This window comes from Microbacterium sp. NPDC060117 (genome assembly GCF_042729315.1).
In the GTDB taxonomy this organism is placed as follows: Bacteria; Actinomycetota; Actinomycetes; order Actinomycetales; family Microbacteriaceae; genus Microbacterium.
Map to the genome: position 1 here is coordinate 214,343 of NZ_JBHWXR010000003.1, position 24,994 is coordinate 239,336.

Annotated in this window: 21 protein-coding genes; 12 read left to right on the forward strand and 9 right to left on the reverse strand. The window is 69.9% G+C overall.

The features are described 5' to 3' along the window. Nucleotides 1-15: 15 nt before the first annotated feature. The 4 genes from prpB to ACFWCK_RS12750 form a co-directional block, all read right to left on the reverse strand. Nucleotides 16-927 (reverse strand): methylisocitrate lyase, encoded by a 912-nt coding sequence (prpB, locus tag ACFWCK_RS12735; protein WP_233311277.1) that lies wholly within the window; start codon nucleotides 925-927, stop codon nucleotides 16-18. Next, nucleotides 927-2,453, reverse strand: a complete 1,527-nt coding sequence (locus ACFWCK_RS12740) for an MmgE/PrpD family protein (protein WP_378806190.1) — start codon at nucleotides 2,451-2,453, stop codon at nucleotides 927-929. The genes prpB and ACFWCK_RS12740 overlap by 1 nt, the downstream gene beginning before the upstream one ends. Next, entirely contained in the window at nucleotides 2,450-3,199 is a 750-nt protein-coding gene (locus tag ACFWCK_RS12745; RefSeq protein WP_378806748.1) for a GntR family transcriptional regulator, read from the reverse strand. The genes ACFWCK_RS12740 and ACFWCK_RS12745 overlap by 4 nt, the downstream gene beginning before the upstream one ends. Nucleotides 3,200-3,295: 96 nt before the next feature. Beyond that, nucleotides 3,296-4,276: a DMT family transporter gene (locus ACFWCK_RS12750; protein ID WP_378806192.1), complete on the reverse strand. Its 981-nt coding sequence runs from the start codon at nucleotides 4,274-4,276 to the stop codon at nucleotides 3,296-3,298. A gap of 39 nt (nucleotides 4,277-4,315) precedes the next feature. Between ACFWCK_RS12750 and ACFWCK_RS12755 the strand changes: the two genes are divergently transcribed. From ACFWCK_RS12755 to ACFWCK_RS12790, 8 genes are all read left to right on the forward strand, one after another. Then, complete coding sequence (locus ACFWCK_RS12755; RefSeq protein ID WP_233311280.1) at nucleotides 4,316-4,852, forward strand: CGNR zinc finger domain-containing protein; 537 nt, start codon at nucleotides 4,316-4,318, stop codon at nucleotides 4,850-4,852. Nucleotides 4,853-5,049: 197 nt separating this feature from the next. Beyond that, on the forward strand, nucleotides 5,050-6,327 hold the full coding sequence (locus ACFWCK_RS12760; protein WP_233311281.1) for an ABC transporter substrate-binding protein: 1,278 nt from the start codon (nucleotides 5,050-5,052) through the stop codon (nucleotides 6,325-6,327). A gap of 95 nt (nucleotides 6,328-6,422) precedes the next feature. Continuing rightward, nucleotides 6,423-7,358 (forward strand): carbohydrate ABC transporter permease, encoded by a 936-nt coding sequence (locus ACFWCK_RS12765; RefSeq protein ID WP_378806193.1) that lies wholly within the window; start codon nucleotides 6,423-6,425, stop codon nucleotides 7,356-7,358. Beyond that, nucleotides 7,358-8,275 carry a carbohydrate ABC transporter permease gene (locus ACFWCK_RS12770; RefSeq protein ID WP_233311283.1) on the forward strand — a complete coding sequence of 306 codons (918 nt, stop codon included), beginning with the start codon at nucleotides 7,358-7,360 and terminating at the stop codon, nucleotides 8,273-8,275. Before ACFWCK_RS12765 ends, ACFWCK_RS12770 begins: the two co-directional genes overlap by 1 nt. A gap of 2 nt (nucleotides 8,276-8,277) precedes the next feature. Next, nucleotides 8,278-10,221 carry a hypothetical protein gene (locus ACFWCK_RS12775; protein WP_378806195.1) on the forward strand — a complete coding sequence of 648 codons (1,944 nt, stop codon included), beginning with the start codon at nucleotides 8,278-8,280 and terminating at the stop codon, nucleotides 10,219-10,221. Further along, nucleotides 10,218-11,000, forward strand: a complete 783-nt coding sequence (locus ACFWCK_RS12780; protein ID WP_378806196.1) for a ribonuclease activity regulator RraA — start codon at nucleotides 10,218-10,220, stop codon at nucleotides 10,998-11,000. Before ACFWCK_RS12775 ends, ACFWCK_RS12780 begins: the two co-directional genes overlap by 4 nt. Further along, nucleotides 10,970-11,998, forward strand: a complete 1,029-nt coding sequence (locus ACFWCK_RS12785; RefSeq protein WP_378806198.1) for an aldo/keto reductase — start codon at nucleotides 10,970-10,972, stop codon at nucleotides 11,996-11,998. Before ACFWCK_RS12780 ends, ACFWCK_RS12785 begins: the two co-directional genes overlap by 31 nt. Continuing rightward, entirely contained in the window at nucleotides 11,998-12,831 is an 834-nt protein-coding gene (locus ACFWCK_RS12790; protein WP_378806199.1) for an amidohydrolase family protein, read from the forward strand. Before ACFWCK_RS12785 ends, ACFWCK_RS12790 begins: the two co-directional genes overlap by 1 nt. 23 nt (nucleotides 12,832-12,854) lie before the next feature. Here ACFWCK_RS12790 and ACFWCK_RS12795 read toward each other — a convergent pair whose 3' ends face one another. From ACFWCK_RS12795 to ACFWCK_RS12805, 3 genes are read right to left on the reverse strand one after another with little or no spacing between them, the layout of a single operon-like run. Continuing rightward, nucleotides 12,855-13,508 carry a GntR family transcriptional regulator gene (locus tag ACFWCK_RS12795; protein WP_233311288.1) on the reverse strand — a complete coding sequence of 218 codons (654 nt, stop codon included), beginning with the start codon at nucleotides 13,506-13,508 and terminating at the stop codon, nucleotides 12,855-12,857. Nucleotides 13,509-13,527: 19 nt separating this feature from the next. After that, nucleotides 13,528-14,133 (reverse strand): SGNH/GDSL hydrolase family protein, encoded by a 606-nt coding sequence (locus ACFWCK_RS12800; RefSeq protein WP_378806201.1) that lies wholly within the window; start codon nucleotides 14,131-14,133, stop codon nucleotides 13,528-13,530. Next, the gene (locus tag ACFWCK_RS12805; RefSeq protein ID WP_378806202.1) at nucleotides 14,124-18,200 is read right to left on the reverse strand and encodes an Ig-like domain-containing protein; all 4,077 of its coding nucleotides are present in this window, start codon (nucleotides 18,198-18,200) and stop codon (nucleotides 14,124-14,126) included. The genes ACFWCK_RS12800 and ACFWCK_RS12805 overlap by 10 nt, the downstream gene beginning before the upstream one ends. Before the next feature lie 235 nt (nucleotides 18,201-18,435). Here ACFWCK_RS12805 and ACFWCK_RS12810 point away from each other — a divergent pair, with 235 nt between their 5' ends. Beyond that, nucleotides 18,436-19,503 carry a PLP-dependent cysteine synthase family protein gene (locus ACFWCK_RS12810; RefSeq protein WP_378806203.1) on the forward strand — a complete coding sequence of 356 codons (1,068 nt, stop codon included), beginning with the start codon at nucleotides 18,436-18,438 and terminating at the stop codon, nucleotides 19,501-19,503. Nucleotides 19,504-19,688: 185 nt separating this feature from the next. After that, nucleotides 19,689-20,198, forward strand: a complete 510-nt coding sequence (locus ACFWCK_RS12815; protein WP_378806204.1) for a glycine cleavage system protein R — start codon at nucleotides 19,689-19,691, stop codon at nucleotides 20,196-20,198. Between the two features lie 248 nt (nucleotides 20,199-20,446). Here the strand turns inward: ACFWCK_RS12815 and ACFWCK_RS12820 are convergent, their stop codons facing one another. Together ACFWCK_RS12820 and ACFWCK_RS12825 are read right to left on the reverse strand one after the other, a co-directional pair. Next, nucleotides 20,447-21,460: an aldo/keto reductase family protein gene (locus ACFWCK_RS12820; RefSeq protein WP_378806205.1), complete on the reverse strand. Its 1,014-nt coding sequence runs from the start codon at nucleotides 21,458-21,460 to the stop codon at nucleotides 20,447-20,449. A 97-nt stretch (nucleotides 21,461-21,557) separates the two neighbouring features. After that, on the reverse strand, nucleotides 21,558-22,235 hold the full coding sequence (locus ACFWCK_RS12825; protein ID WP_233311294.1) for a FadR/GntR family transcriptional regulator: 678 nt from the start codon (nucleotides 22,233-22,235) through the stop codon (nucleotides 21,558-21,560). Nucleotides 22,236-22,402: 167 nt separating this feature from the next. On the opposite strand from ACFWCK_RS12825, the gene ACFWCK_RS12830 reads away from it, so the two are divergent. Together ACFWCK_RS12830 and ACFWCK_RS12835 are read left to right on the forward strand one after the other, a co-directional pair. Then, complete coding sequence (locus tag ACFWCK_RS12830; RefSeq protein WP_378806206.1) at nucleotides 22,403-23,620, forward strand: aminotransferase class V-fold PLP-dependent enzyme; 1,218 nt, start codon at nucleotides 22,403-22,405, stop codon at nucleotides 23,618-23,620. Between the two features lie 57 nt (nucleotides 23,621-23,677). Then, a complete protein-coding gene (locus tag ACFWCK_RS12835) occupies nucleotides 23,678-24,991 on the forward strand; it encodes an ABC transporter substrate-binding protein (protein ID WP_378806207.1) in 1,314 nt (437 codons plus the stop codon). The last annotated feature ends 3 nt before the right edge of the window (nucleotides 24,992-24,994 follow it).

A 24,994-nucleotide genomic window follows, 5' to 3' on the forward strand; every position in this document is an offset into this window, starting at 1 on the left:
GTCGCCGAGACGGGCTCAGAGACCGAGTTCCTTGTCGATCGTGAAGTTGAAGACGTTCGTGTCGAAGTGGTTGTAGGACTCGTAGTCGATGAGGTCGTACAGATCCGCCCGGTGCTGCATCTCGCCGAGCTTCGAGGTCAGATGCCCCTCCTCGTTCAGAGTATCCAGCGCGCGCCCGGTCGCCCCCATCGCGATCCGCAGCATCGAGACCGGCCAGATGACGATGCTCACGCCGGCGTCCTTCAGCTGGGACGAGCTGAACAGCTCGCTCTTGCCGAACTCGGTCATGTTCGCCAGGATCGGCACGTCGAGTTCGGAGGCCATCCGCTCGAACTCGGCGAGGGTGCGCATCGCCTCGGGGAAGATCGCGTCCGCCCCCGCGTCGACGAGGGCTTTGGCCCGGTCGACGGCGGCGTCCATGCCCTCCACGGCGCGGATGTCGGTGCGCGCCATGATGAGGAAGTTCGGATCCCGCCGCGCGTCGACGGCGGCGCGGATGCGCTTGGTCGCGGTCGACTCGTCGACCACGGCCTTGCCGTCCAGGTGCCCGCAACGCTTGGGGTTGATCTGGTCCTCGATGTGCGTGCCGGCCAGGCCCGCGTCCTCGAGCGTCTGGATCGTGCGGGCCACGTTCATCGGCTCACCGAATCCGGTGTCGGCGTCGATGATGGCGGGCAACTCGGTCATCCGGGCGATCTGCTGCCCTCGCCCCGCCACCTCGGTGAGGGTGGTGAGGCCGATGTCGGGCAGGCCCAGATCGGCCGAGAGCACCGCGCCAGAGATGTACACCCCGTCGAAGCCCTTGCGCTCGATGAGCCGGGCGCTCAGCGGATTGAACGCGCCGGGGAAGCGCAGCAGCTCCCCCGCGGCGAGCCGCTCGCGCAGGATCCGCCGCTTCTCCGCGGCCGGCGTGGTGGAGTACAGCATCAGAACAGGCCCTTGGGCGCCGGTGCCGTGGCGAGCACGCCGGGGGCGGCGATGATCGACAGTGCCGCGACCTCGTCCGCGGTGAGTTCGGGCAGGCGCTGCACCAGCTCCAGGAAGCGCTCGATCTCGGCGGGCTCGAGCACCGGCTCAGCGAGGATCCGGAACTTGCGGATGTAGTCCTCGCGGGCGAACGGCCGCGCGCCCAGCGGATGCGCATCCGCGACCGCGATCTCGTCGGTCACCGTCTCGCCGTTCGTCAGGCGGATCTCCACTCGGCCGCCGAACGCCTTCTCGGCCGGGTCGATCGAGTGGTAGCGCCGGGTCCACTCCGGGTCCTCGGCCGTGGTGATCTTGTGCCACAGGGCCACGGTGTCCTCGCGCTGCGCGCGCTCGGGCGCGTAGGAGTCGACGTGGTGCCAGGTGCCGTCCTGCAGGGCGACCGCGAAGATGTACGGGATCGAGTGGTCCAGCGTCTCGCGGGAGGCGTGCGGGTCGTACTTCTGCGGATCGTTCGCCCCGGATCCGATCACGTAGTGCGTGTGGTGGCTGGTGTGGATCACGATCGAATCGATGTTGGCCGGATCCGCCAGCTCGGGCCGCTCGTTGTGCAGCTTGCGCGCCAGATCGATCCAGGCCTGCGCCTGGTACTCGGCGGAGTGCTCCTTCGTGTAGGTGTCGAGGATCGCGCGCTTGGACTCGCCGGCCACGGGCAGCGGCACGTCGTAGGACGCGTCGGGACCGTCGAGCATCCAGGCGATCACGCCGTCCTCGCCCTCGTAGATCGGGCTCGGCGAGGTCTCGCCGCGCATCGCCCTGTCGACGGCTTCGACTGCCATCTTGCCGGCGAAGGCGGGGGCGTGCGCCTTCCACGTGGAGATCTCACCCTTGCGGCTCTGCCGCGTGGCGGTCGTGGTGTGCAGCGCCTGGCCGACCGCCTGGTAGATCGTCTCCACGTCGAGGCCGAGCAGTGTTCCGATGCCGGCGGCGGCCGAGGGACCGAGGTGCGCGACGTGGTCGATCTTGTGCGCGTGCAGGCTGATCGCCTTCACGAGGTCGACCTGGATCTCGTACCCGGTCGCGATGCCGCGGACGAGCGCGCGACCGTCGGAGCCCACGTGCTGTGCGACGGCGAGGATCGGCGGGATGTTGTCGCCGGGGTGCGAGTACTCGGCGGCGAGGAAGGTGTCGTGGTAGTCGAGCTCGCGCACGGCGACGCCGTTCGCCCACGCCGCCCACTCGGGGCTGGTGCGGCGCTCGAGCGCGCAGCCGAACACGGTGGATCCGGATCCGTTCACCGAGACGGGGTGGTCCAGCGCCTGCTGACGGGCGGCGCTGACGGGGGCCCGGGTGAGCGAGGCGGCGGCGACGGACGCGTTGTCGATGACGCGGTTGATGATCATGTCGACGACGTCGGCGTCGACCTCGACCTCATCGGCGGCGATCTCCGCGATGCGCCAGGCGAGCTGCCCCTCGCGGGCGAGCTGCTCGTCGCTGCGGTGCACACGGAGGTGGTGGGTGACGGTCATGCTCTGGCCTTCTTTCCGGATGGGGTCGTTGAGCGGGCACCGGCGGAGCCGGCGTTCGTTGAGTGAGCCGAAGGCGAATCGAACCGCTGAGACGAAACGCGGTGGTCTTCCGCGCCGGTGAGCGAGTCGAGGATGCTCGCGAGCGCGTTGTGCAGGTGGACGTGGGTGGCGTGCGCGGCGAGGTCGCCGTCCCCGGATCCGATCGCCTCGGCGATCAGGCGGTGCTCGCCCGCACTGGCGGCGAGGCGGGCGGGTTTGTCCCGGGCCATCCGGCGCACGCGCACGAGGTGGGTGCGCACGGTGCGCAGCGCCGCGGTGAGGTAGTCGTTGCCGACGGCGGCGTCGAGCGCCTCGTCGAAGCGGGCGATGAGCGCGTAGTACCGCGCGCGCCCCTCGTCGTCGCCGAGCGCTTCGGCGGCCTGGGCGAAGCGCTCGGCCAGGCCGGTGAACTCGGCGCGGTCGGCGGCGGCTGCGGCGGCGCGCGCGGTGCTCTCCTCGAGCGCCCGGCGCAGCGCGAACAGGTCGCGGATGTCGTCCGCGTCGATCGCGGCGACCACGGTGACGCGCGGCGAGAGCTGCTCGACGAGTCCGTCCGCGGTCAGCCGGCGCAGCGCCTCACGCAGCGGCGTGCGGCTCACCCCGAGGCGCTCGGCCTGCTCCACCTCGGCGAGCACGGTGCCGGCGGCGAGGGATCCGGACTGGATCTCCTCGAGCAGCGCACGGTAGGCGAACTCGCCCGCGCGCATCCCCTCCGCGACGATGGTCATGCACTCAGTGTATGCACAAACACCGCTTGACGGCGAAGTCTCGAGAAAGAAGGCTTATTTCGTATACATTGAGCGTCAGTTCAGCGACGCGACAGGCTCCCGAACCGCATCCGGATCCACCTCGTCGACGACGGGCTCGCCGAGCTTGACCAGCACCACGCCGACGAGCACGAGCGCGCCCCCGAACGCCTGCAGCAGATCGGGCAGCTGACCGAGGAACAGCCAGCCGAACAGCAGCGCGGCGATCACCTCGGAGAGGGCGACGAACGATGCGAAGCGGGATCCCAGCCGCCGTGTCGAGACGATGCCGAGCACGTAGGCGAGGGCCGTGGCGATCACACCGACCGCGAGCACCGGTACGAACCACGGCAGCGTGCCGAACCGGTAGGTGACATCGTGGGTGTTCCAGGCCATCGGCAGAATCCCGGTCGCGCCGGCGACGCTCAGCCCGATCGCGCCGATCAGCAGGCCGAGCCCGGCGAGCGCGATCGGCGGCAGGCCGGTGTCGCCGCGCCCCGAGAGCAGGAAGTAGGTCGCCGCGCCCACCATCGCCCCGAGCGCCCACAGGATCCCCACGGGGTCGATCCGGGATCCGGTGAAGATCTCCAGCATGAGCACGAGTCCGACGAATGCGACGACGGCGCCGACCATGCCCTTGGCGCCCGGGCGCTCCCCTCGCCGGAGCCAGAGCCAGAGCACCACCGCGATCGGCGCGGTGTACTCGATGAGCAGCGCGAGGCCGACGTCCATCACGGCCACCGCCTGGAAGAAGCACAGCTGCGCCGCCGTGACCGCGAGCAGCCCGTAGACGAGGATCATGCCGGCGTTCTTGCGCACCATGCCCCAGCGGCCACGCAGGGCCAGCAGCGTCGGCACGAGCAGCACGAGTGCGGCGACCCACATCCGGACGGTGACGGCCGCACCGGGACTCCAGCCCGCATCCATGAGGCCGCGCGCCCACGCGCCGCTCATCCCGAAGGACAAGGCCGCGCCGAGCGCGAAGATCAGCCCGGAGCGCACTCCCGCGGCGCGCGTGTCATTCGCCACTGTGCTCATGACATGTGACGCTACTCGTCCGAGATGTAAGCTGTCAACATGATCTTCACCGATGACACCGAGGAGACCCTACGGGCCGCCGTGTGGCTCGTGAACTCGGCCGAGGATCCCGACACGCTCACCTCGCTCAGTGACGAGGCGACCTTCCTCGGCGAATTCGGATACACCGGACGGATCGACCGCGACGACGCCGAGCTCGCAGGGCTGCGGGAGATCCGCCCGCAGCTGCGCACGATGCTGCTCGCCCCGCGCGACGACATGGCGGCGGCCGTCAACGCCGCCCTCGCCGGCGTCTCCCTCGCGCCACGACTGGCCCGCCACGGCGATGTGGACTGGCACCTGCATGCGGTCGCCGACGACCATCCGCTCCCCGAGCGCGTGATCGTGGAGACCGCGATGGCCCTGATCGACGTGATCCGGGCCGAGGAGGGATCGCGCATCTCGATCTGCGCCGACGACACGTGCGAGGCGCTCGCGCTCGACCTCTCCCGCAACCGCTCCAAGCGCTACTGCTCCACGGCCTGCGCGAACCGCAACGCCGTCGCCGCCTACCGCGCGCGCCGCGCCGAGAGCTGACGCACCCTCGCCATCGAGCCTCCTCCCCGAGCACGCCCTGTGGCTCGCGCTCGAGCGGACGAGTGGAAGGCTGGGCGGAGGTGGTCGGCGCGCACTGTCGGGAAAACGCTTACTGGATTCTGCGGATCCCTTCACAAACGATTATCGATTAGTGTAATGTCGCGGATGCCCCCCACCCGCATCAGGAAGGATCAACGATGATCAAGGGCCGCCTCATCCCCGTCACCGGCATCGCCGCGATCGCCGCCGTCGCGCTCGCCGGTTGCAGCGGCGCCGCCGCCCCCGCGAGCTCCGACGCCTCCGGCACCGAGAAGGTGACGCTGCACGTGCTCGTGAACGTCACCCCGAACCTCACCGAGGAGTACTGGAACTCGCTCGTCAAGCCGTTCGAGAAGAAGAACCCGAACATCGACGTCGTCATCCAGAACCCCGGTGCCGAAGGCGTCGCCGCCGCCGTCCCCCGCCTGCTCGCCTCGGGCGACGCCCCCGATGTCGTGCAGTCGCTCGCCCCCACGGCCGAGCTCGCCCCCGAGCTCGTGGACCTGTCGAAGTACGCCTGGGCCAAGAAGGGCCCGCTCGCCGATCAGTACTCGATCGACGGCAAGAACTACATGGCCGGCATCGGCTTCCAGCTGCAGAGCCTCGTCTTCTACAACAAGAAGGCGTTCAGCGACGCGGGGATCACCACCCCGCCGAAGACCGTCGACCAGCTCACCGACGACCTGGGCAAGATCAAGGCCGCCGGCTGGGACGTGCCCGTCCAGACGGGTGGCGACTGGATGACCAGCCACACGCTCCAGGTCCTGGGACTGCCCACCATCGTGTCGAAGGATCCGAAGTTCTACCAGGACATCTCCACCGGGAAGACCACGTTCACCAAGGCGTACGGCCCCGCGGTCGAGACCTACGCGGACTGGGTCTCGAAGGGCTACATCCCGAAGGACGCCCTGGGCATCAAGTACCCCGATGCCGAGCAGGCGTTCCTCAGCGGCAAGAGCGCGATCTACACGATGGGCAGCTGGTTCGTCGGCACCCAGGCCAAGGCGACCGATTCGGCCGACATCGGCGTGTTCCGCGCTCCGGCGGAGAAGAGCTCCGAGACTCCGGCGATGGGGGCGAACATCGCGAGCCCCTACTCGATCCTGAACTCGAGCAAGAACCAGGATGCGGCGGCCAAGCTGATCGAGTACCTCACCACCGACAAGACGGCGGTCACTTCGCAGCTCAAGGTCGACGGCAACTTCCGCGACGGCTACGAGTACGAGATGACCCCGCTCGGCGAGGAGCTGCAGAAGATCGTCTCCGACACGAAGGCCGCGTCCTACACGCCCACCGGCGGCGGCTACGGCGAGCGCACCATGCCCGCCGGGTACTCCGGTGAGATCAACACCCAGACCCAGGCGCTGCTCGGAGGGACCTCCGCCGCAGATGTGCTCAAGAGCATGGACGACTGGTTCGCCGCGAACGCGAACTGACGTCGGGAAGCGACGAGATCGTGACGATGACACGTTCGAACGGGGGCGGGACGACCACCGCCCGCCCCCGGGCCACCGCACAGGAGAGGACACCCATGGGCCGGACGCCGAGCCTCATGGCCGCCCCCGCGCGCCGGCCGGTGAGCGCTGCACGGCGCCTCCGGCGCGCCCTCCCCGGCTTCCTGATGAGTGCTCCGGCGGTGGCGGTGTTCATCGCCATGTTCGTCATCCCGATGATCCTCGCCTGCGTGCTGAGCTTCACCAACTGGAACGGGTACAGCCTGCGCTTCACGTTCATCGGCTGGGACAATTACGTGCACGCTTTCCGCAACCCGCGCTCGATCCAGGCGGCGGTGTTCACGGGCGTCATCGCGATCACCGGCACCATCCTGTGCAACGGAGTCGGACTCGCGATCGCCGCCCTGATCTCCGGATCCGGTCGCGCCAACGCGATCCTGCGCACCGTGTTCTTCTATCCGTATGTGATCAGCGGGCTGATCATCGGCTTCCTGTGGTCGGCGATGCTGGCCCCGCACGGCGCCGTGAACGGGATCCTCGACGCGGTCGGCCTCGGCCCGCTGCCCTTCCTCACCGACCCGACGTTCGCGAAAGCGAGTGTCATCCTCACGATCGTGTGGTCGCATTTCGGCTTCAACATGATCCTCTTCCTCGCCGGCATCAAGTCGGTGCCGGCCGAGTACTACGAAGCCGCGACCGTCGACGGCGCGAGCCGCGGGGAGCAGTTCCGGAGCATCACGTTCCCCCTGATCGCTCCCGTGTTCACCGTCAACCTGGTGCTCACCCTGGTCGGGCTGCTGAAGGCCTACGACGCCGTGCTGGCGCTCACCGACGGAGGGCCCGCGGGCTCCACGCAGACCATCGTCTACCAGATCCTCAAGGACTCGTTCGCACGCTCCGCCCTCGGGCTGGGAGCTGCGCAGTCCGTCGTCCTGCTCATCGTCACGGCGGCGGTGGGCCTGGCCGTGACCCTGGTCCGCCGCCGTGCCGAGCAGAAGGTCGTGGACGACTGATGAGCACCGCCACCAGCCTCAATCCCGCCGTGCGACCGCCGCGCACCCCCCGGCGCACGCGCCACGCCGCAGGCCGCACGCGGGCGCCGCTCTTCGCTCGTCTCGCCCGGTGGATCGTGCTGACGATCGTCGCGGTCGTCATGATCGTGCCGCTGTACACGATGGTGATCAACGCCTTCAAGCCGCAGAAGGAGATCATCGAGAATCCGCTGCTGATCACGCCGCAGAGCTTCACGCCGGAGTTCCTCTGGGCCGCCATCACGAGCAGCAAGTTCAACGTGATCGCCGCCTACGGCGTGACGCTGCTCTTCGTCGTGCTCGTCAACGTGTTCTGCATCCTGCTGTCGGCGCCGGTCGCCTACGTGATCGCTCGCGGGCGCTCGAAATGGCACATGGGCCTGCTGCTGCTCTTCGTCTCCGGGTTGTTCATCCCCGGACAGGTCACCCTGATCCCTGTGGTGTTCGTGCTGCGCGTGCTCGGGCTCATCAACACGATCCCCGGGTTCATCCTGTTCGAGACGGCGGCCACCCTGCCCGTGACGATCTTCCTGTTCTCCGCCTACCTGCGGTCGGTGCCGCGCGACATCGATGAGGCGGCGGCACTCGACGGAGCCGGCCGGATCCGTGCCTTCTGGACCTGCATCTTCCCGATCATGAGGCCGGTCGTCGCCACCATCGTGGTGCTGAACTCCATCGGCGTGTGGAACGACTTCGTGAGCCCGCAGATCATCCTGGGCCCCGGATCGGGGATCTACACGGTCACGACCGGCGTGTACGCCGCGGTCGGCGAGTTCTCCACCGACTACACCCAGGTGTTCCCGACGCTGCTGCTCGCGATCGCACCCGCGCTGGTCTTCTTCGTCCTCATGCAGAAGCACATCATCGGCGGACTCGCCGCCGGAGCCACGAAGGGCTGACGATGACGGATCCGATCACCTCGCCACTGCGCGCGATCCCCGCCTGGGCGGTGCTGCAGCGCCGCCTCTTCGACGAGGTCGAGGCTGCCCGGCGGCTGTTCGCCGAGCGCTACACGCGGCCCGACGGACGCCTGCGCGGCGTCGCGGAGTTCGAGGACCGCGACGGCGTCGACGACCTGTACGAGCCCTTCTTCAATTGGCCGGCGTTCTACGCCCTCGGCGGCGCGGATGAAGCGCTCGCCGACGCCAAGCGATGCTGGGAGGGCGTGACCGCGCAGCTCACCGAGGCCGGCATGCTCACCGGTGAGTACGAGAACGGATACGACTGGTTCCACCAGGGCGAGTCGGTGCTGCTGTTCGCCGGCATCCGAGCCGCCGACCCCTCGGATGCGGCCTTCGCCGAGCGCGCGCGGCGCTTCGCGGCCCTGTTCACCGACCCGGCGCACGGCAACTACGACGCCGAGCGCAACATCATCCGCGCCCCGCACAACGGCGCGCTCGGCGCCAGGGCCGGTCTCGAGGATCCGCAGCCGGAGGGAACCCCGCACGCAGGCGGTGTGCGCCCTTATTCGGCAGATCGCGCCGAGATGCGCCCCTACGGCCTGCCGATCCACGGGCTCGACGGGATCACGACGTGGGACGACCTGGCCGACCCCGCGAACGCGCAGCGGATGGCGGACGAGATGCAGCGCCGCGCAGCGGGCGACCTCCCGGTGAACCTCGCCGCCACCTCGCTGCCCGCGCTGCGCTGGCTGGACGATGCCGACGAAGGATCGGCGGCCTGGATCCGCCGCTATGTCGAGGGCTGGCTCGCCCGTGCCGACGCGAACGGCGGGCTGCTGCCCGACAACGTCGGCCCCGACGGCACGGTCGGCGCCCTGCAGGAGGGGCGATGGTGGGGCGGCCACTACGGATGGACCTGGCCGCACGGCTTCCACTCCGTCGCCATGAGCGCCCTGATCGGCGCGCTCAACCACTCGCTCGTCACCGGCCGCGACGACGCCCTGGATCTGGTGCGGCCCGCGCTCGACGCCGTGCTGGCGCAGGCGATCACCGGATCCGTGGAGGACTCCACGTACAGCCTGCGCGGCGGCTGGCGCGCGCGCCTCGGCGCGGCCGCCGCGGCATCCGGCCTGCTCGTGCCGTACCGGCACGGCATCGACGGCTGGTTCGACTTCGGACCGCTGCAGCTCGACGTGCCGGTGTGGCTGTGGTGGTGGAGCCGAACGACGACCGACCGCGCACTGCTGGACCTCGCCCGCGCGGGTCTGCCTGCGCAAGCCGACCTCGTGGCGCCGTTCCGCGACAAGGAGGAGGCAGGGCACGAGGCCGGGTGGGTCGCGTACCTCAGTGGTGAGCTGCCCGACTACCCGGAACGAGCGCTCGAGATGGCGCTCGGCCAGGTCTCGCGCCGCGTGGCGATGATGCTCGGCGACGATACCGACCCTGACGCGTCGCACCTGCACTTCTGGCAGCGCGTGAACCCCGTGGTCACCGAGGTGCTCACGCAACTCGTCGGCGGAGCCCCGCAGATGCTCTACAACGGCGGCCTGCCGTTCACGGCGCTGCGCTACGAGGACGTCGACCGCGCACGCCCCGGACTCCCCCGCGACGTGGCGGCGCTCGTGCACCGCATCGACGACGCGGGCATCGGGCTGCGCCTGGTCAACACCTCCGTCGTGCACGCCCGCACCGTGCGGATCCGCGGCGGCCGCTTCGGCGCCGACCGGATCGTGCGCGTCTCCGCGACCGTGGAGACTCCGGGGGCGTTCCCCGGCGCATCCGGTTCCTATCGTGCCCCGGCGAATCCGGCGCGCACCACCACCTGGAGCTGCGACGACGACCTCGTCGTCACCCTGCCGCCGGCGCACGCCGCCGACCTCGACCTGATCATCGCCCGCGGGGCCGGAACGCCCCGCCTGTACCCTTCCGGAGGAGACGCATGAGCGCCGACCTGATCCGCCCCGATTTCGCCCTGCCCGTACGCGGCGGCGCCTACGCCCGCCCGCCCCGCGGCCTCGTCGACGACCTCGGCGGCGTCTCCTCGGCCACCGCGTGCGCCAAGCTGCACGGCCTGGGCATCCGGCACAGCTACATCGACGGCCCCGAGCCGCTGACGGCCGGCAGCCGTGTGGTCGGATCCGCCCTCACCCTGCAGTTCATGCCGCAGCGCGAGGACATGGCATCCGGGCAGGGGCAGGAGTACGCCGAGCGGCACACCGCGCTCTGGCACGTGCTGGAGGCCGTGCAGCCGGGCGACGTGCTCGTGATCCAGGCCTACGGCAGCCGCTTCTCGGGCTGCATCGGCGACATCCTCGCGCGCTACTTCGCGCGCAAGGGCGGCGCGGGGATCGTCGTGGACGGGCGGATCCGGGACGCGGGACGCATCCGGGAGCTCGGCATCCCGGTCTGGTCCACGGGCACGACGCCGCATTACGCCTCCCAGTCGGAGCTGGTGCCGTGGGCGTACGACGTGCCGGTGGCCGTCGGCGGCGCGCTGTGCATGCCCGGGGACCTCGTCGTCGCCGACGACGACGGGCCGGTGGTCGTGCCGCAGGCGATGGCCCGCCAGGTGATCGACTCGGCGCGCGATCATGAGGAGTGGGAGGTGTTCAGCCGCACGCGTCTCGACGAGGGCGCCCGGCTGAGCGACTACTACCCGCTCACCCCCGACACCCGCGAGGAGTACGAGGCATGGCGTTCCGTGCAGAGCTCCGTCCGCTGAACCCGACCCCCGTCCGCGGCGTCCCGCTGCGCGACGATCTGGGGCTCGGCTGCGCCCCGATCGGCAACCTCTACACGCCGGTCGCCGACGACGACGCCGTCGCGACGGTGCGCGCGGCGCTCGACGACGGCGTGCGCTACTTCGACACGGCGCCGCACTACGGCGCCGGGGAGAGCGAGCGGCGACTCGGGGTGGCGCTCGAGGGCGTGCCGCGGGACGCCTACGTGATCGCGACCAAGGTCGGCCGGCGGATCGTCGACGCATCCGGGGATCCGGTTCCCGGATCCGCGACCGGCCAGGACACGGTCGCCGACCTCAGCCGCGACGGCGTGCTGCGCAGCCTCGACGCGAGCCTCGAGCGCCTGCGCACCGACCGGATCGACCTGCTGCACCTGCATGACCCGCTCGACGTCGAGGCCGGCCTCGACGGGGCGATGACCGCGCTCGCGGAGCTGCGCGAGCAGGGGGTCGTGCGGGCGATCGGCGTCGGGCTCGGCAAGTTGCCGCCCCTGCTCCGCTTCACGGCCGAGGCGCCGGTCGACGTGATCATGGAGGCGGGGCGACTCACCCTGCTCGACCGCACGGCGGAGGAGGAGCTCATGCCCCTCGCCGACGAGCGCGGGATCGGCGTCATCGCCGCGGGTGTCTACAACACCGGGATCCTGGTCGCGCCCGAGACCGCGCCGTACTACGAGTACAGGCCCGCACCACCGGCTCTCGTCGCGCGCGCCCTCGCGCTGCAGGACGCCTGCCGCGCGCACGGGGTGGAACTGGCGACGGCCGCCGCGCGGTTCCCGCTGGGTCGCGGCGCCGAGGCCGTCGTGATCGGCGCACGCACGCCGGCCGAGGTGCACGCGTTCGCCCGCGGCCGCGACGTCGCGATCCCCGAGGAGCTGTGGCTGGAGCTGGACCGGATCGCCCTGTCTCCGGCTGCACCCTCGCGCACCGGGACTTCGCCCCTCGGGGCAGCTTCTCCGGCGCCGTCCTCCGGACGCTGATGCGGATCCTCGACGCGCACGTGCACCTGTGGGACGTCGACGCCGTGCCGATCCCGTGGTTCCGCGACGATCTGAGCCTGCCCCGGCGCGCACTGCCAGACGCGCTGGGCGCACTGCTGCGCGCGGCGGGCGTCGCGGGCGCGGTCGCCGTACAGGCCGCGGACTCCGTCGCCGAGGCCCGCTGGCTGACCGCGATCGCCGCGACGGACCCGCTCGTGCACCGGGTGGTGCTGCAGTACGAGCCGGCACCGCGCCGACCGCTCGGCCTGACCGCGGCCGTGCCGGATGTCCTCCCGGCGGACCCCGACACCACCCGCACCACCGTCGCCGGGATCCGCGCGGCCGTCCCGCAGTTCGCCGCCGACCTCTCCGACGTCGCCGGCCTCGACGATCTCGCCACGGCGGCGGGCGACGCCGGACTCGTGGTGGAGCTGCTGCTGCGGCCTGAGCAGCTGCGGGGCGCGACGGCGCTCGCGCATCGGCACCCCGCCACCGCATTCGTGGCATGTCATCTGGGGCTCGGGACGGCGGAAGCGGATCGGCCCTGGTTCGCCGACCTCGCCGCCCTGGCCGCCGAGCCGAACGCGCACGCCAAGACCTCGGGCCTGGTGCACCCCGACCTGTCGCAGGCAGAACTGGCGCGGATCCTCTCCGCAGCCGTCGACGCCTTCGGCGCCGACCGCCTGATGCACGGCAGCGACTGGCCGATCTCGGCGCGGCACACCCCGTACGCCGATGTCGCAGAGCGCATCGCCGAGGCGCTTCCCGCCCTCGCCGCCGCCGACGCTGAGGCGTTCTGGTCGGGCTCCGCCGCCCGGCTGTACCGGCTCTGACGCCGCGCCGGGACGCGGGGCGCTCAGTCGCTCAGGAGCGTGCCGGCCGCGTGCGCGCGGAACAGCGCCGACGCGGCCTCCGCGTCGCCTCCGTCGAGCACGTCGAGCAGGCCCTTGTGCCAGTCCGCGACCTCGTGCCAGTCGCCGGTGAAGGCCGGGTCGCCGAGTACGTGCATCACGCGGAGGCTCGGCTCGAGCAGATCCCACATGCGCGGCAGGTAGACGTTGCCGCTCGCCTCGATCACCGTGCGATGGAACACGAAGTCGAGCTCGCGGAAGCCCGACAGATCCGACGACTCGGCGGCGGCGTGCATCTGGTCGATGAGTTCGATGAGCGCACCCCGTCGCTCGTCGTCGAGGGCTCCGCAGGCGAGCCGTCCGGCGAGCGCCTCCAGCTCGACGCGAGCGATCTTGGCCTGGGCCGCCTCTTCCGGCGAGTAACTCGCCACGAAGCTGCCCAGGTGCCGCACCTGCGACACCAGCCCCTCGTGCGCGAGCCGCTTCAGGGCGTCGCGCACCGGCGCCTGACTGACTTGGAGCTGACGCGCCAACTGCGACTCCACCAGCTGCTCGCCGGGAGCCAGCGTGGACTCCTTGATCATCGCCTTGATCATCGCGTAGATCTGATCCGACAGCAGCCCTCGCTGCAGGTTCGTCGAGGCCAGCGCATCCGTCATGCTGCTCATTCTAGATCCGTTATCGACTATCGCTAATGATGGACGCGGCCGTCCATGCGTCCGCGATCAGGCGGGATCCGACGGGCGTGGGGTGCACCCCGTCAGGAGCCAGCTCGGCCGGCGCCCGGTCGCGCGCGGCCGCCGCGAAGACGCCGTCCAGCGGCACGAACGCCGCACCGAACTCCCCTGCGATCTCCGCCACGACGGCACGCTTCTCGTCGAGGTCGTCCCGCCACGCGCGCTGCTCCTGCGCGGGCGGCAGGAAGAACGGCTCCATCAGGATCAGCCGCGGCTCGTGCGCGGCCATGACGGCGTCGAGCAACCGCCGATACGTCGCCGCGTACCGCTCGGTCGGAGTCGGGTCAGCGCTGTCATAGCGGCGCAGCATCTCGTTCACCCCGACGAACACCGTCAGCAGCTCGGGCGCGGTCGGCATCAGCTCGGCATCCCACCGCGCCGCGAGGTCCGCGACGCGGTTGCCGGCGATACCCAGGTTGCGCACCGTGGCACCACCCGCGATCAGTCCGGGCGCGAGCAGCGACACATAGCCGTCGCCGAAGGATCCGTGATCGGCGCGGTCGCGCCCCGCATCCGTGATCGAGTCTCCGATGAACGTCACGCGCATCGCGGCACCTCTTCCTCGTCCTGCTTGATCTTCGGCCGCACCGAGATGTCGAGCGTCGTGGTCTGGCCCAAATAGGAGATCGTCAGCGTCTGGCGCGGATGCACCTTGCGACTGTCGAATCCGCTCACCATATCCGCCGCGACCTGCGCGCTCGTGAGCGCGCCATCGCTCCAACGCACGCCCACGACCATCCCGGTGACGTCGAGGTCGTCGCCGACCACGTAGCGAGTCTTCGGATCCGCGTCCGCGGCCCAGCAGATGCCCGTGACCGTCGCCGGCGGCGGGGTGGGGCGCACCATCAGGCTGTTGGTCTTCGCGTAGTGATAGAGGTTGAAGAACCCGTCCGCCCCGATGCGCAGGTTCTGCCGTGCGTCGAGGGTGTTCCACACCGTCTTCCCGTCCACCCGCAGCACCACCCGGGTGCCGCCGGCCTCCTTCACGGCGCCCACCTCGATGCGGTGCGTGCTGTTCGGCGCGATCACGGTGTTCGGGATGACGTCGAGCATGGTCTGGCCGGGCGACCAGCTCTGGAACTCGAACGTGTCCTCCTTGACGATCACGAGGTAGCCGGTGTTGGAGTTCTGCCAGGCCGGAATCCCGGTCTGGTCGGAGCGAACCTGGAATCCGTACCAGCCGCCGTCGAAGGCGCCGAAGTCGGCGTCGAACTGCAGCAGACCGTCGCCGAAGCGTTCGGCCTTGTAGCCGTGCACGCCCTGTCCGCTGATCGTCACGCCCGTGTCGCCGACCGAGATCGCGTCGGACGCGCTCCAGTTCGCGCCGTCGGTCAGCTGCGCGTCGAGACGCACAGTCGGATACGTCGCGTCGACCACGGTCACGGCGACGGCGGCGGTCGCCGTCGGTTCGGCCACGCTGGCGGCCGTGATCGTGGTGGATCCGGCGCCGACCGCGGTGATCCGCCCTGCGGCATCGACCGTCGCGACGGCGGCGTCGGCGCTCGTCCACGCCACCCGCAGGTCGCTCGCATCCTCCGGCGCGATCTTCGCGGCGACCGACCGTCGTTCGCCCACGTTCATCGACACCGCTGAGGCGTCGACGGTCACACCCGTCACGGGCACGGCGGAGATCGAGAAGCCGATGTCGTCGAGATCCAGCGAGGGGTAGCCCTCGACGTAGAAGCCGACGCGTCCTGCCGCCCCCGGCGCGGGGTCCGCGCCGTCGAGTACGAGCTTTCCACCCACGGAGATCCTGACGCGTCCATCCTGCACCGCGATCCGCACGTGCGACGTCCTGCCGTCGGGCAGCGCCTGATCGACCGGGAGCACCTTCTCGGCGACGGCCTTCCAGCCGTCGTCGAAGACGGTCCACGTGGGCCCGGCGGCCGCGTTGCGGTAGCGGATGTATCCGCCGCCCTTGCCGTTGCGGTCGTAGATCACCAGGCCGGAGCCGGTGGCCGCGGGGCCGGCCGGAGTGGTGACGTCGAGGTCGAGTACGAACGAGGTGAAGTCACGCGGGAGCACGGCGTTCGCACCCTTGACGATCCGGTACACGTGGTCGCCGGTGCCGTCGTCGACGACCTTGCGGTTCGGATCCGTCGGCCAGCCGTTCGATCCCGACTCGAAGTCGGTGAAGTGCAGCACGCCGTCGCCCTCGTCGACCGTCACCGCGATCGTGGCCGTGAGCGCAGGGTTCGACGCGGCGGTCGCGGTGACCGTCGTCGCACCCGGAGCGGCGCCGGAGATGGTGCCGTCGGCGGAGACCGTCGCGATCGCCGGGTCCGCGGAAGCGTAGGTGAGCATCGCATCGGCCGCGTTCCACGGGAGCGGCACCGCGGCCGCGCGCAGGTCGTGTCCGACGTCGACCCGCACCGTGCCGCTCTGGAAGGCGATGCCCTCGAGCGCCACCTTGTCGGAAGACCCGGACTGCCCGATCCGGCCCTGCACGCCGATCTTGTCGAACGCGATGGCCTGGAATCCGGGAATCTGCGAGAACACCGCGGCATCCGGCTTGAGCCGGTAGTCGCCCTTCGCCGCGTCGACGAAGCCCGGATCCGCCGTCGCCACCACGTTGCTGTCGTAGTTCAGCAGGTTCTTGCCGTCCTTGGCGCCCTGGGCGTTGAGACCGGAGGGCTTGCGGTTCGGGTTCCACACCACGTTCTGGGCGAACGTGCTGTGGTTCGGGAAGTAGTGGTCGTCCTGGAAGAAGTGGCCCAGCTCGGGGTACTTCTCCAGATACGGCGTTCCGACGAAATCGTTGTTGTCGGCGAACACCTTCTTCCAGGCGGGCATGTAGTCGCGGTCCACGACGTTGCCCTCCTGGTTCCCCATCCACTGCTCGTAGTTGTCGTAGGGCACGAGGTTGTCGATGAAGATGTTGTTGCGCGCCTCGATGTAGTCGGCGGATCCGCTCTTGATGCCCGAGTTGCCCATGTTCACGAAGATGTTCTTCGTGATGGTGAGGTCCCACGTGAAGTTGTCGGCGTAGATCCCCTCGACGCCGGCCATGCCGACCCCGATGTCGTGGAAGTAGTTCTCGGTGAACACGTGACCGCGCTGCTGCGGGGTCTGACCGGAGTTCATGTAGATCGCGCCGAGATCGTGGAACTGCTTGCAGACGTCGTAGACCTCGTTGCGCTCGAACAGGTGGTCGTTGCCGTACACGATGATCCCCGGATGCGGGGCGTCGTGGATCTTGTTGTTCTTCGCGATGTTGCCGACCCCGTCGAACATCACTCCGGGGTTGTAGGCCTTGTGGTAGTAGGCGAAGTCGGCGATCTCGGAGTTCTCCACGCGGTTGCGGCCCGGGGCGAGCGTTGTCTTGTCGCCGCCCTGCAGCACGACGCCGATGCCGCCGACGTGGGTGAGCCTGCTGTCGGTCACGGCGTGGTCGGTGCCGCCGCGGTTCACCGGGATGCCGTCATAGGTGTAGCGTCCGGGCGAGTTGATGAGCACGCCGCCGTCGGTGAAGTTGCGGATGTCGGCGTGCGAGACCGTGACATGCGAGCCGCCCAGGATGACGGCCGCCGTGGCACGACCGTACTCCATGGCGATGTCGTCGAACGTGACATACGACGCACCGTCCGTGCGCAGCATCGGATCCTTCAGCGTCGTCACGGTGATGTCTCCGCGGCCGGCCGTGAAGGCGGCGTTCGGCATGAGATACAGCACACCCTTGTCGCGGTCGATGTAGTACTCGCCGGGGGCGTCGAGCTCTTCGAGCAGGTTCTGCGCGAAGTGGAAATCGGGGAACCAGCTCTTCATGATCCCGCTCATCTCTCCGTAGCGCAGCGTGATCGTCTTCTTCTCCGTGTCGATCGACTGGATCTTGTTGTACGACCACTCCCAGCTGTACCCGAAGATGCCGTCGAGCCACACGTCGTCGGCCTGAGTCCAGTACTTCGGGCGGTCGTATCCGTAGGTGAACGTGCCGCCACGGTCCTGCAGGTCGGCGTCCTTGCGGGTCGGACCCGGATCGATGATGTCGCCCATCTGCACGGTGGGCTTGACCGCACCGGCGTTGGGCCAGCGGGCGAGGGTCATGCCCTGCCCTTCGATGTAGAGCTCCATGGGCGGCGTCGTGCTGACGTCATTGGCCTTCCAGTAGCCGTGCCGGCTCAGCTGCCCGTAGTCGGTGAGGCCGAGCGCGCGCAGGTCGACCTGCTGCACGATGTCGCGCGCCGCCGGGTCGATGATGCGATCGCGCACCGACTGGTCGGTCACGCCTGTGAAGTCGCCCTTGGGCAGCGTCCGTCCGCCGCTCAGCGTGGCGCGCTCACCCGGGTACGACCGGTAGGTGATGGGCGCGTCGGCGGTGCCGGAGTCCTGCGCGTCGAGCTGGAACGACGCATCGCGCTGGTAGATGCCCTGGCGCAGGTACACCGTCGTGCCCCCGGCGGAGAGGGATCCGGATCCCTTCAGCGCGCGGATCCGGTCCCGCGCACCCTCGAGGGTGGCCAGGGGTGCATCGATCGCGCCGGAGGCGGCGTCATCGCCGCCGGGCGCGACGTAGAGGGCGCCCTCGTCGGCCGCCGCGGCGGCGACCGTGCCGCCGGCGGCGAGGAGGGTGCCGAGCAGAGCGGCCAGGGCGAGTGTCGTCAGTGCACGCTTCATCGCGTCTCCGAAATCTGGGGCGGTGCCTGTCTGGGGAGGGGACTGCGTCGTCGCTCCGTTCCAGGGGCCGGGCCCGCTCCCCCGAGTCATCGCGACTGAACGAGACACTACTGCAATCGATAATCGACTATCAAGCATCGATCTGTAATTGGCCTCCGGCGTCGACGTCCCGCACGCCTCGGGGAGCGCGGCGCAAGGGCCACACGGGCCGGAGCGCCCGGCTACCCTCGTTGACATGACCTCCGACTGGACCGGATCCGCCATCGCACTGCTCGAGGCGGACGGGAACCGCAGCGCCGACACCCACCTGCATGTGTTCCCGCTGCCGGCGGAGTGGGGCATCGACCTCTACCTCAAGGACGAGTCGGTGCACCCGACCGGATCCTTGAAGCACCGGCTCGCACGGTCGCTGATCCTGTACGGGCTGGTGAACGGCCGCATCCACGAGGGCACGACGCTGGTCGAGGCCTCGAGCGGATCCACCGCCGTGTCCGAGGCCTACTTCGCACGGATGCTGGGGCTGCCGTTCGTGACGGTCGTGCCGCGCTCGACCAGCCAGGAGAAGATCGACCTCATCGAGTTCTACGGCGGGCGCTGCCATTTCGTCGACTCCGGCGCCGCGATGTACGCCGAGGCCGAGCGCCTCGCCTCCGAATGCGGCGGCCACTACCTCGACCAGTTCACCTACGCCGAGCGCGCGACCGACTGGCGCGGCAACAACAACATCGCCGAGAGCGTGTTCAGCCAGCTGAGCCGCGAGCGGCACCCCATCCCCAGCTGGATCGTCGTCGGCGCGGGCACCGGGGGGACGAGCGCGACGTTCGGCCGCTACGTGCGCTACCGCCGCCACGACACCCGCATCGCCGTCGTGGATCCCGAGGGCTCGGCCTTCTACGGCGGCTGGCGCAACGGCGATCCGTCGTTCACGACCGGCACACCGAGCCGGATCGAGGGCATCGGGCGCCCGCGCGTCGAGCCGTCGTTCGTGCCCGGCGTGATCGACGAGATGATCCCCGTGCCGGACGCCGCGTCGATCGCCGCGATCCGGCTGCTCAAGCAGCGCACCCTGCACTGGGCGGGCGGATCCACCGGCACGAACCTCGTCGGCGCGTTCCAGCTCATCGCCCGTATGCTGCGCGACGGCGAGCGCGGCAGCGTGGTCACCCTCATCTGCGACGGCGGCGCCCGCTACCTCGACACGTACTACTCCGACGACTGGGTGGCCTCGAAGGGGTGGGACCTCGCCCCGCACCGCGCACGCCTGGAGCACTTCCTCACGACCGGCGAGTGGACCGAGGGCTGAGCCACCGCGTCCGCGCGCGCCCCGGACGCCCGCGCCCCTGGTGGCCTCGTGGTCTCCGCGGCCTCCGCGGCCCTACCTCTGACCGCGAGACCGAACTCGCGTCCCGAAGCCGACGTTCTTATCGTCGGTCTCGGGACGGAGGTTCGGTCTCGCGGTCAGAGGGCGTGCTCGCCTACGCTGGCGGCATGACCACGCTCATCCTCACTCTCGTCGGATCCGATCGTCCCGGTCTCGTCGCGACCGTCGCGCACATCGTCGACGAGCACGGCGGCAACTGGGAGAACAGCCGACTCGCCGAGCTGGAGGGCACGTTCGCGGGCGTGGTCCAGGTGTCGGTCCCCGTCGAGCGGGTCGAGGAGCTGCGCGCGTCGCTCAGCGGCCTGGAGGGACTGCTCACGATCGCGGTGCATCCCGGATCCGGATCCGGATCGGCCGCGGCCGCGCAGGAGCTGTCGATCCGGGTGCTCGGCAACGACCGGGCGGGCATCGTGCGCGAGATCTCCGGCGTGCTCAACGAGCATGCCCTGAGCATCGAGAGCATGACCACCGAGACCCGCGACGCCGCGATGGCGGGCGGGCGTCTGTTCGAGGCGTCGGTCGTCGCACGCGTGCCGGCGGATGCGGATCCGGATGCGCTGCGTTCCGCGCTGGAGCGGATCGCGCACGACCTGCAGGTCGACATCACCGTCGGCTGAGTCCGCGCACACCGAACCGTCTTCAGGCTGAATCCGGGGCCCGCCCGCACCCCGGATGACGGCACGACCCGGCACGCCCTCCCCCAGGGTCGTCGAGCGAGGAGTCCGAAGGCGACCGAGACGAAACGCGGCACCCCGCGAGGGCGCCGCGTTCCGTCTCGGTCCGGCTGCGCCGGCCCTCGCTCAACGACCTCGTCGGGGCCACCGCATCGCGCCGTTCCTGGCTCAACGCCCCGTGGGGGGTCGCGTCAGACCAGGCGCTCCTTCGGAGACACCTCGTAGGTGTCCTGGGGGTCGTCGTTCACGACGCCCGCCAGGGCCCCGTCGATCGCGGCGAGGGTGTCGGCGTCGAGCACGACGCCGGACGCCTTGACGGTGTCGGCCAGCTGCTCGGGGCGGGACGCTCCGACGAGGGCGGCCGCCACGTTCTTGTTCTGCAGCACCCACGCGATCGCGAGCTGCGGCATCGTCAGACCGGCCGCCGCGGCGATCGGCTTCAGCCGCTGCACGGCCATGAGGATGTCGTCCTGCAGGAGGCGCTGGATGAAATGCGCGCCCGAGTGCGGATCCGTCGCGCGCGAGCCCTCCGGCACCGGCTGGCCGGGCAGGTACTTGCCGCTCAGCACGCCCTGCGCCATCGGCGACCAGACGATCTGCGAGATCCCCAGCTCCTCCGAGGCCGGCACGACCTTGCCCTCGATCACGCGGTGCAGCATCGAGTACTGCGGCTGGTTCGAGATGAGCTGCACACCCAGCTGCTTCGCCAGGGCGTGGCCCTCACGGAGCTGCTCCGCGGTCCACTCGGAGACGCCGATGTACAGCGCCTTGCCCTGGCGGACGACGTCGGCGAACGCCTGGAACGTCTCCTCCAGCGGGGTCTCATAGTCGAAGCGGTGCGCCTGGTACAGGTCGACGTAGTCGGTGCCGAGGCGCTTCAGGGATCCGTTGATCGACTCGAGGATGTGCTTGCGGCTGAGGCCGGTGTCGTTGGGGCCCTTGGGACCGGTCGGGAAGTAGACCTTGGTGAAGATCTCCAGGCTCTCGCGACGCTGCCCCTCGAGCGCCTTGCCCAGCACGACCTCGGCGGCCGTGTTCGCGTAGGTGTCGGCGGTGTCGAACGTCGTGATGCCGGCGTCCAGCGCCGCGTGCACCGTCTTGACCGCGGCGTCGTCCTCGACCTGCGAGGCGTGCGTGACCCAGTTGCCGTAGGTGATCTCAGAGACCTTCAGACCGCTGTTGCCCAGGTATCGGTAGTTGACCATGGCTCCAGCGTAGGCGTGACCGGACACAGTCCGGGCCGGATCCGCCTCAGGAGGTCACACGCGAGGCGCCTCCCGGGCGTCCGTCACCCTCACGAGGTCACTCCGACATCTGCTTGCGCAGCCAGTACTCGGTCTGGGCGACATGCCCTGCGGCCGCCGCCGACGCCGCGGCAGGATCGCGCGCGACCAGCCCGCGCGCGATCGCACGGTGCCCCGCGTCGGAGAGGATCTTGAGCTGCGCCGCATCGGCGTCGTCGAAGATCCGGTACTGCCGGGTGCGCGAGCGCAGCACCTCGAGGAGACTCGTGAGCGCCGCGTTGCCGGCGAGCTCGGCGATGCGCATGTGGAACTGGTGGTCCAGTCGCGACGCCTCGTCGTGGTCGGGACAGTCCGCGATCCGCTCGACGAGGTCGGACAGCTCCGCGAGCATCCCGTCATCCGCCCGCGCCGCCGCGATCGACGCCGCGTGCGCCTCCAGCGGGCGGCGGATCTCGACGAGCTCCAGGATCGCGTCCAGGGGCAGCACGTCGACGGTCAGCGACAGGCCGCGGATGAGGTCGGCGGGCCGCAGGCTGCTCACATAGCTGCCCGATCCGTGCCGGGTCTCCAGCACACCGAGCGCGGAGAGCATGCGGATCGCCTCGCGCACCGACCCGCGGGACACGCCGAGCTGCTCGCCGAGCTCGCCCTCGCTCGGCAGCTTGTCGCCCGGCTTCAGCTCGCCGTCGGCGATGAGCGCGCGCAATCCGTGCAGGGCGGTCTCCCGAGCGCTCATGCTCCTCCTTCGATGTGCTCCCTCGAGTGTGCCGTTTCGCACCTTCGAGGGATAGTTGTTCTACGACTATGCGGAAACAAGATCGTAACAGTGGCATTCTCCCGGGTTTCATGCCAAAGTTGTGCGACAAGTTGACCACGCTCTCACCGTAAGGATCCGCGCACACCATGCCCGAAGCCGACACGACCGTCCGCACCTCACCCGTGCGCCTGGCCACCTTCGAGCGCGCCCGCGACGCGTGGCCGCTCGACCCGGCGATCGTGCATCTGAACCACGGATCTTTCGGCGCGGTCCCGAGCGAGGTCGTCGCTCTGCAGGACGCGCTGCGCCGGGAGGCCGATCTCAGCCCGATCGGCTGGTTCCCGCGGATCGCGGAAAAGGTCCAGGCCGCCCGCGCCGAGGTCGCGCCGTTCGTCGGCGCCGATCCCGCCGACACCGCCTTCGTACCGAACGCTTCCGCCGCGGCCACGGTCGTCTACAACGCCCTGCAGCTGGATCGGGATGACGAGATCCTCGTCACGGACCACGGCTACGGTGCGGTCACCATGGGCGCGGCACGACTGGCCCGCCGGTTCGGCGCCCGCCTGCGCACGGTCGCGCTCGGCCTGCTGGACGATGCGGAGACCGTCGTCGCCCGCTTCGCCGAGGAGATCGGACCGCGCACGCGCCTCATCGTGGTCGACCAGATCACGTCCTCCACGGCCCGCCGCTTCCCCACGGCCGAGATCACCGCCCTCGCACACGAGCGCGGCGTGCGCGTCCTCGTCGACGGCGCCCACGCCCCCGGCCTGATCCCCGACGCGGCGGTCGCGGGCGGCGGCGACTGGTGGTTCGGCAACCTGCACAAGTGGCCGTGTGCTCCTCGCGGATCCGCCCTGCTCGTGACCCAGGCCCCGGACCGCGACGAGCTCTGGCCCCTCATCGACTCCTGGGCCGCGACGGACGCGTACCCCGTGCGCTTCGACACCCAGGGCACGATCGATGCCACGACCTACCTCGCCACCCCTGCCGCGATCTCGTTCATCGAGCGCGAGCACGGCTGGGCGCGCACGCGCGACACCATCTCCGGGATCGCCGACGCGGGCGCGCGGCTCATCGCGGCCGCCTTCGAGCGCGCCGCCGACGAGCCGGCCCTGGTCGAGCTGCCGATGTCGGTGCCCTCGATGCGCCTGATCCGGTTGCCGCTCGGCATCGGCCGGACCCGTGAGGAGGCCGACGACCTGCGCATGCGCCTGTTCGACGAAGTCGGCGTGGAGACCGCCTTCACGAGCTTCGCCGGCTCCGGCTACTTCCGCCTGTCCGCGCACCTCTACACCGAGGCCGCCGACTTCGAGGCCTTCGCCGAGCGCTGCGTGCCGCGGATCCTCGAGCTCGCCAGGCACTGACCCGCCCTTCCTCCTTCCCTGCACCCTCCTGCAACACCCCCAACGAAAGGAAGCCCTATGGTGAAGCGCACTCGATTCGCCTCGATCGCCGGGGTGGGCATCGTCGCCCTCCTCGCGCTCAGCGCCTGCTCCGGCGCAGCATCGAGCGGAAGCGGATCCGCCGACGGCAAGGTCACCCTCCAGATGGTGGAGAGCCTGACCAACCCCGACCGCACCAAGCTCATCCGCGGCCTGCTGGACGACTTCCAGAAGGCCAACCCGAACATCACCGTCAAGCTGGTCTCGCCACCGACCGAGCAGGCCGACACCACGATTCAGCAGATGCTGCAGTCCGGCAAGGGCATCGACGTGCTGGAGACGCGCGACATCACGGTCGGGCCGTTCGCCAACAACCACTGGCTGTACGACATGACCGCCGACCTGAAGAGCTGGGACGGCTGGAGCGCGCTCACCGACAACGCCAAGAAGGCCGGCGTCTCCGATGGCAAGACCTGGTTCGTCCCCTACGGCTTCTACGGCCTCTCGCTCTTCTACCGCACCGATCTCGTGAAGTCCGCGGGCTTCGACGGGCCGCCGAAGTCCTGGAAGGACCTGCTCGACCAGGCCTCGAAGATCCAGGATCCGGAGAAGAACCAGTACGGCTACGCGTTCCGCGGAGGCAAGAACGCCAACTCGAACGTCGTCGCCGCGATCGAGGCGTACACGATCGACGACCTCGACACGTCGAACGCGTTCCTGCTCAAGGACGGCAAGACGATCTTCTCCTCGCCTGACGCGCAGAAGGGCGTCGACGACTACTTCGCCCTCTTCAAGAAGGCCTCTCCGCCGTCGGCCGTGTCGTGGGGCTACCCCGAGATGGTGGCGGGCTTCACGAACGGCACGACCGCGTTCCTGCTGCAGGATCCCGAGGTCATCGCCACGGTCTCGGCGTCGAGCCTGAAGCAGGACCAGTGGAACACCGCGCCGCTGCTGACCGGCCCGAGCGGCAAGGCGGCGCAGCCGCTGGCCGTCGCCGGCTGGGGCGTCGCGCAGTCGAGCGCGCACAAGGACGCGGCCGTCAAGCTCGTCGAGTACCTGTCCTCGGCGAAGCCGGCCACCACGTTCGCGCAGAAGAACAGCCTCGTCCCGATCATCGCCGCGGCCGCCAAGGACCCGTTCTACTCGACCGGCCCGTGGACGAGCTACGTCACCATGACCGAGCACCCCGACACCTACGTCAACGTGCAGCAGCCCCGCGGGGTCTCGTGGTGGACGGAGTGGATCCAGAAGTCCGACCAGGACGTGCAGAGCGTGCTGCTCGGCAACATGACCACGAAGGAACTGCTCACCTCGTGGGACCAGTACTGGACTGACAAGTACAAGAAGGGCTGATGG

Excerpts from the sequence above, each read along its gene's own strand:
- ACFWCK_RS12805 (WP_378806202.1), bottom strand. The coding sequence starts at position 18,200 with ATGAAGCGTGCACTGACGACACTCGCCCTGGCCGCTCTGCTCGGCACC.
- ACFWCK_RS12745 (WP_378806748.1), bottom strand. The coding sequence starts at position 3,199 with ATGCGCGCGGGCGAGTTCGCCTACCGTGCGCTGCTCGAGGAGATCCAG.
- ACFWCK_RS12810 (WP_378806203.1), top strand. The coding sequence starts at position 18,436 with ATGACCTCCGACTGGACCGGATCCGCCATCGCACTGCTCGAGGCGGAC.
- ACFWCK_RS12830 (WP_378806206.1), top strand. The coding sequence starts at position 22,403 with ATGCCCGAAGCCGACACGACCGTCCGCACCTCACCCGTGCGCCTGGCC.
- ACFWCK_RS12750 (WP_378806192.1), bottom strand. The coding sequence starts at position 4,276 with ATGAGCACAGTGGCGAATGACACGCGCGCCGCGGGAGTGCGCTCCGGG.
- ACFWCK_RS12815 (WP_378806204.1), top strand. The coding sequence starts at position 19,689 with ATGACCACGCTCATCCTCACTCTCGTCGGATCCGATCGTCCCGGTCTC.
- ACFWCK_RS12820 (WP_378806205.1), bottom strand. The coding sequence starts at position 21,460 with ATGGTCAACTACCGATACCTGGGCAACAGCGGTCTGAAGGTCTCTGAG.
- ACFWCK_RS12765 (WP_378806193.1), top strand. The coding sequence starts at position 6,423 with ATGGGCCGGACGCCGAGCCTCATGGCCGCCCCCGCGCGCCGGCCGGTG.
- ACFWCK_RS12770 (WP_233311283.1), top strand. The coding sequence starts at position 7,358 with ATGAGCACCGCCACCAGCCTCAATCCCGCCGTGCGACCGCCGCGCACC.
- ACFWCK_RS12835 (WP_378806207.1), top strand. The coding sequence starts at position 23,678 with ATGGTGAAGCGCACTCGATTCGCCTCGATCGCCGGGGTGGGCATCGTC.
- ACFWCK_RS12775 (WP_378806195.1), top strand. The coding sequence starts at position 8,278 with ATGACGGATCCGATCACCTCGCCACTGCGCGCGATCCCCGCCTGGGCG.
- ACFWCK_RS12825 (WP_233311294.1), bottom strand. The coding sequence starts at position 22,235 with ATGAGCGCTCGGGAGACCGCCCTGCACGGATTGCGCGCGCTCATCGCC.
- ACFWCK_RS12785 (WP_378806198.1), top strand. The coding sequence starts at position 10,970 with ATGGCGTTCCGTGCAGAGCTCCGTCCGCTGAACCCGACCCCCGTCCGC.
- ACFWCK_RS12790 (WP_378806199.1), top strand. The coding sequence starts at position 11,998 with ATGCGGATCCTCGACGCGCACGTGCACCTGTGGGACGTCGACGCCGTG.
- ACFWCK_RS12740 (WP_378806190.1), bottom strand. The coding sequence starts at position 2,453 with ATGACCGTCACCCACCACCTCCGTGTGCACCGCAGCGACGAGCAGCTC.
- ACFWCK_RS12760 (WP_233311281.1), top strand. The coding sequence starts at position 5,050 with ATGATCAAGGGCCGCCTCATCCCCGTCACCGGCATCGCCGCGATCGCC.
- ACFWCK_RS12795 (WP_233311288.1), bottom strand. The coding sequence starts at position 13,508 with ATGACGGATGCGCTGGCCTCGACGAACCTGCAGCGAGGGCTGCTGTCG.
- ACFWCK_RS12800 (WP_378806201.1), bottom strand. The coding sequence starts at position 14,133 with ATGCGCGTGACGTTCATCGGAGACTCGATCACGGATGCGGGGCGCGAC.
- ACFWCK_RS12755 (WP_233311280.1), top strand. The coding sequence starts at position 4,316 with ATGATCTTCACCGATGACACCGAGGAGACCCTACGGGCCGCCGTGTGG.
- ACFWCK_RS12780 (WP_378806196.1), top strand. The coding sequence starts at position 10,218 with ATGAGCGCCGACCTGATCCGCCCCGATTTCGCCCTGCCCGTACGCGGC.
- prpB (WP_233311277.1), bottom strand. The coding sequence starts at position 927 with ATGCTGTACTCCACCACGCCGGCCGCGGAGAAGCGGCGGATCCTGCGC.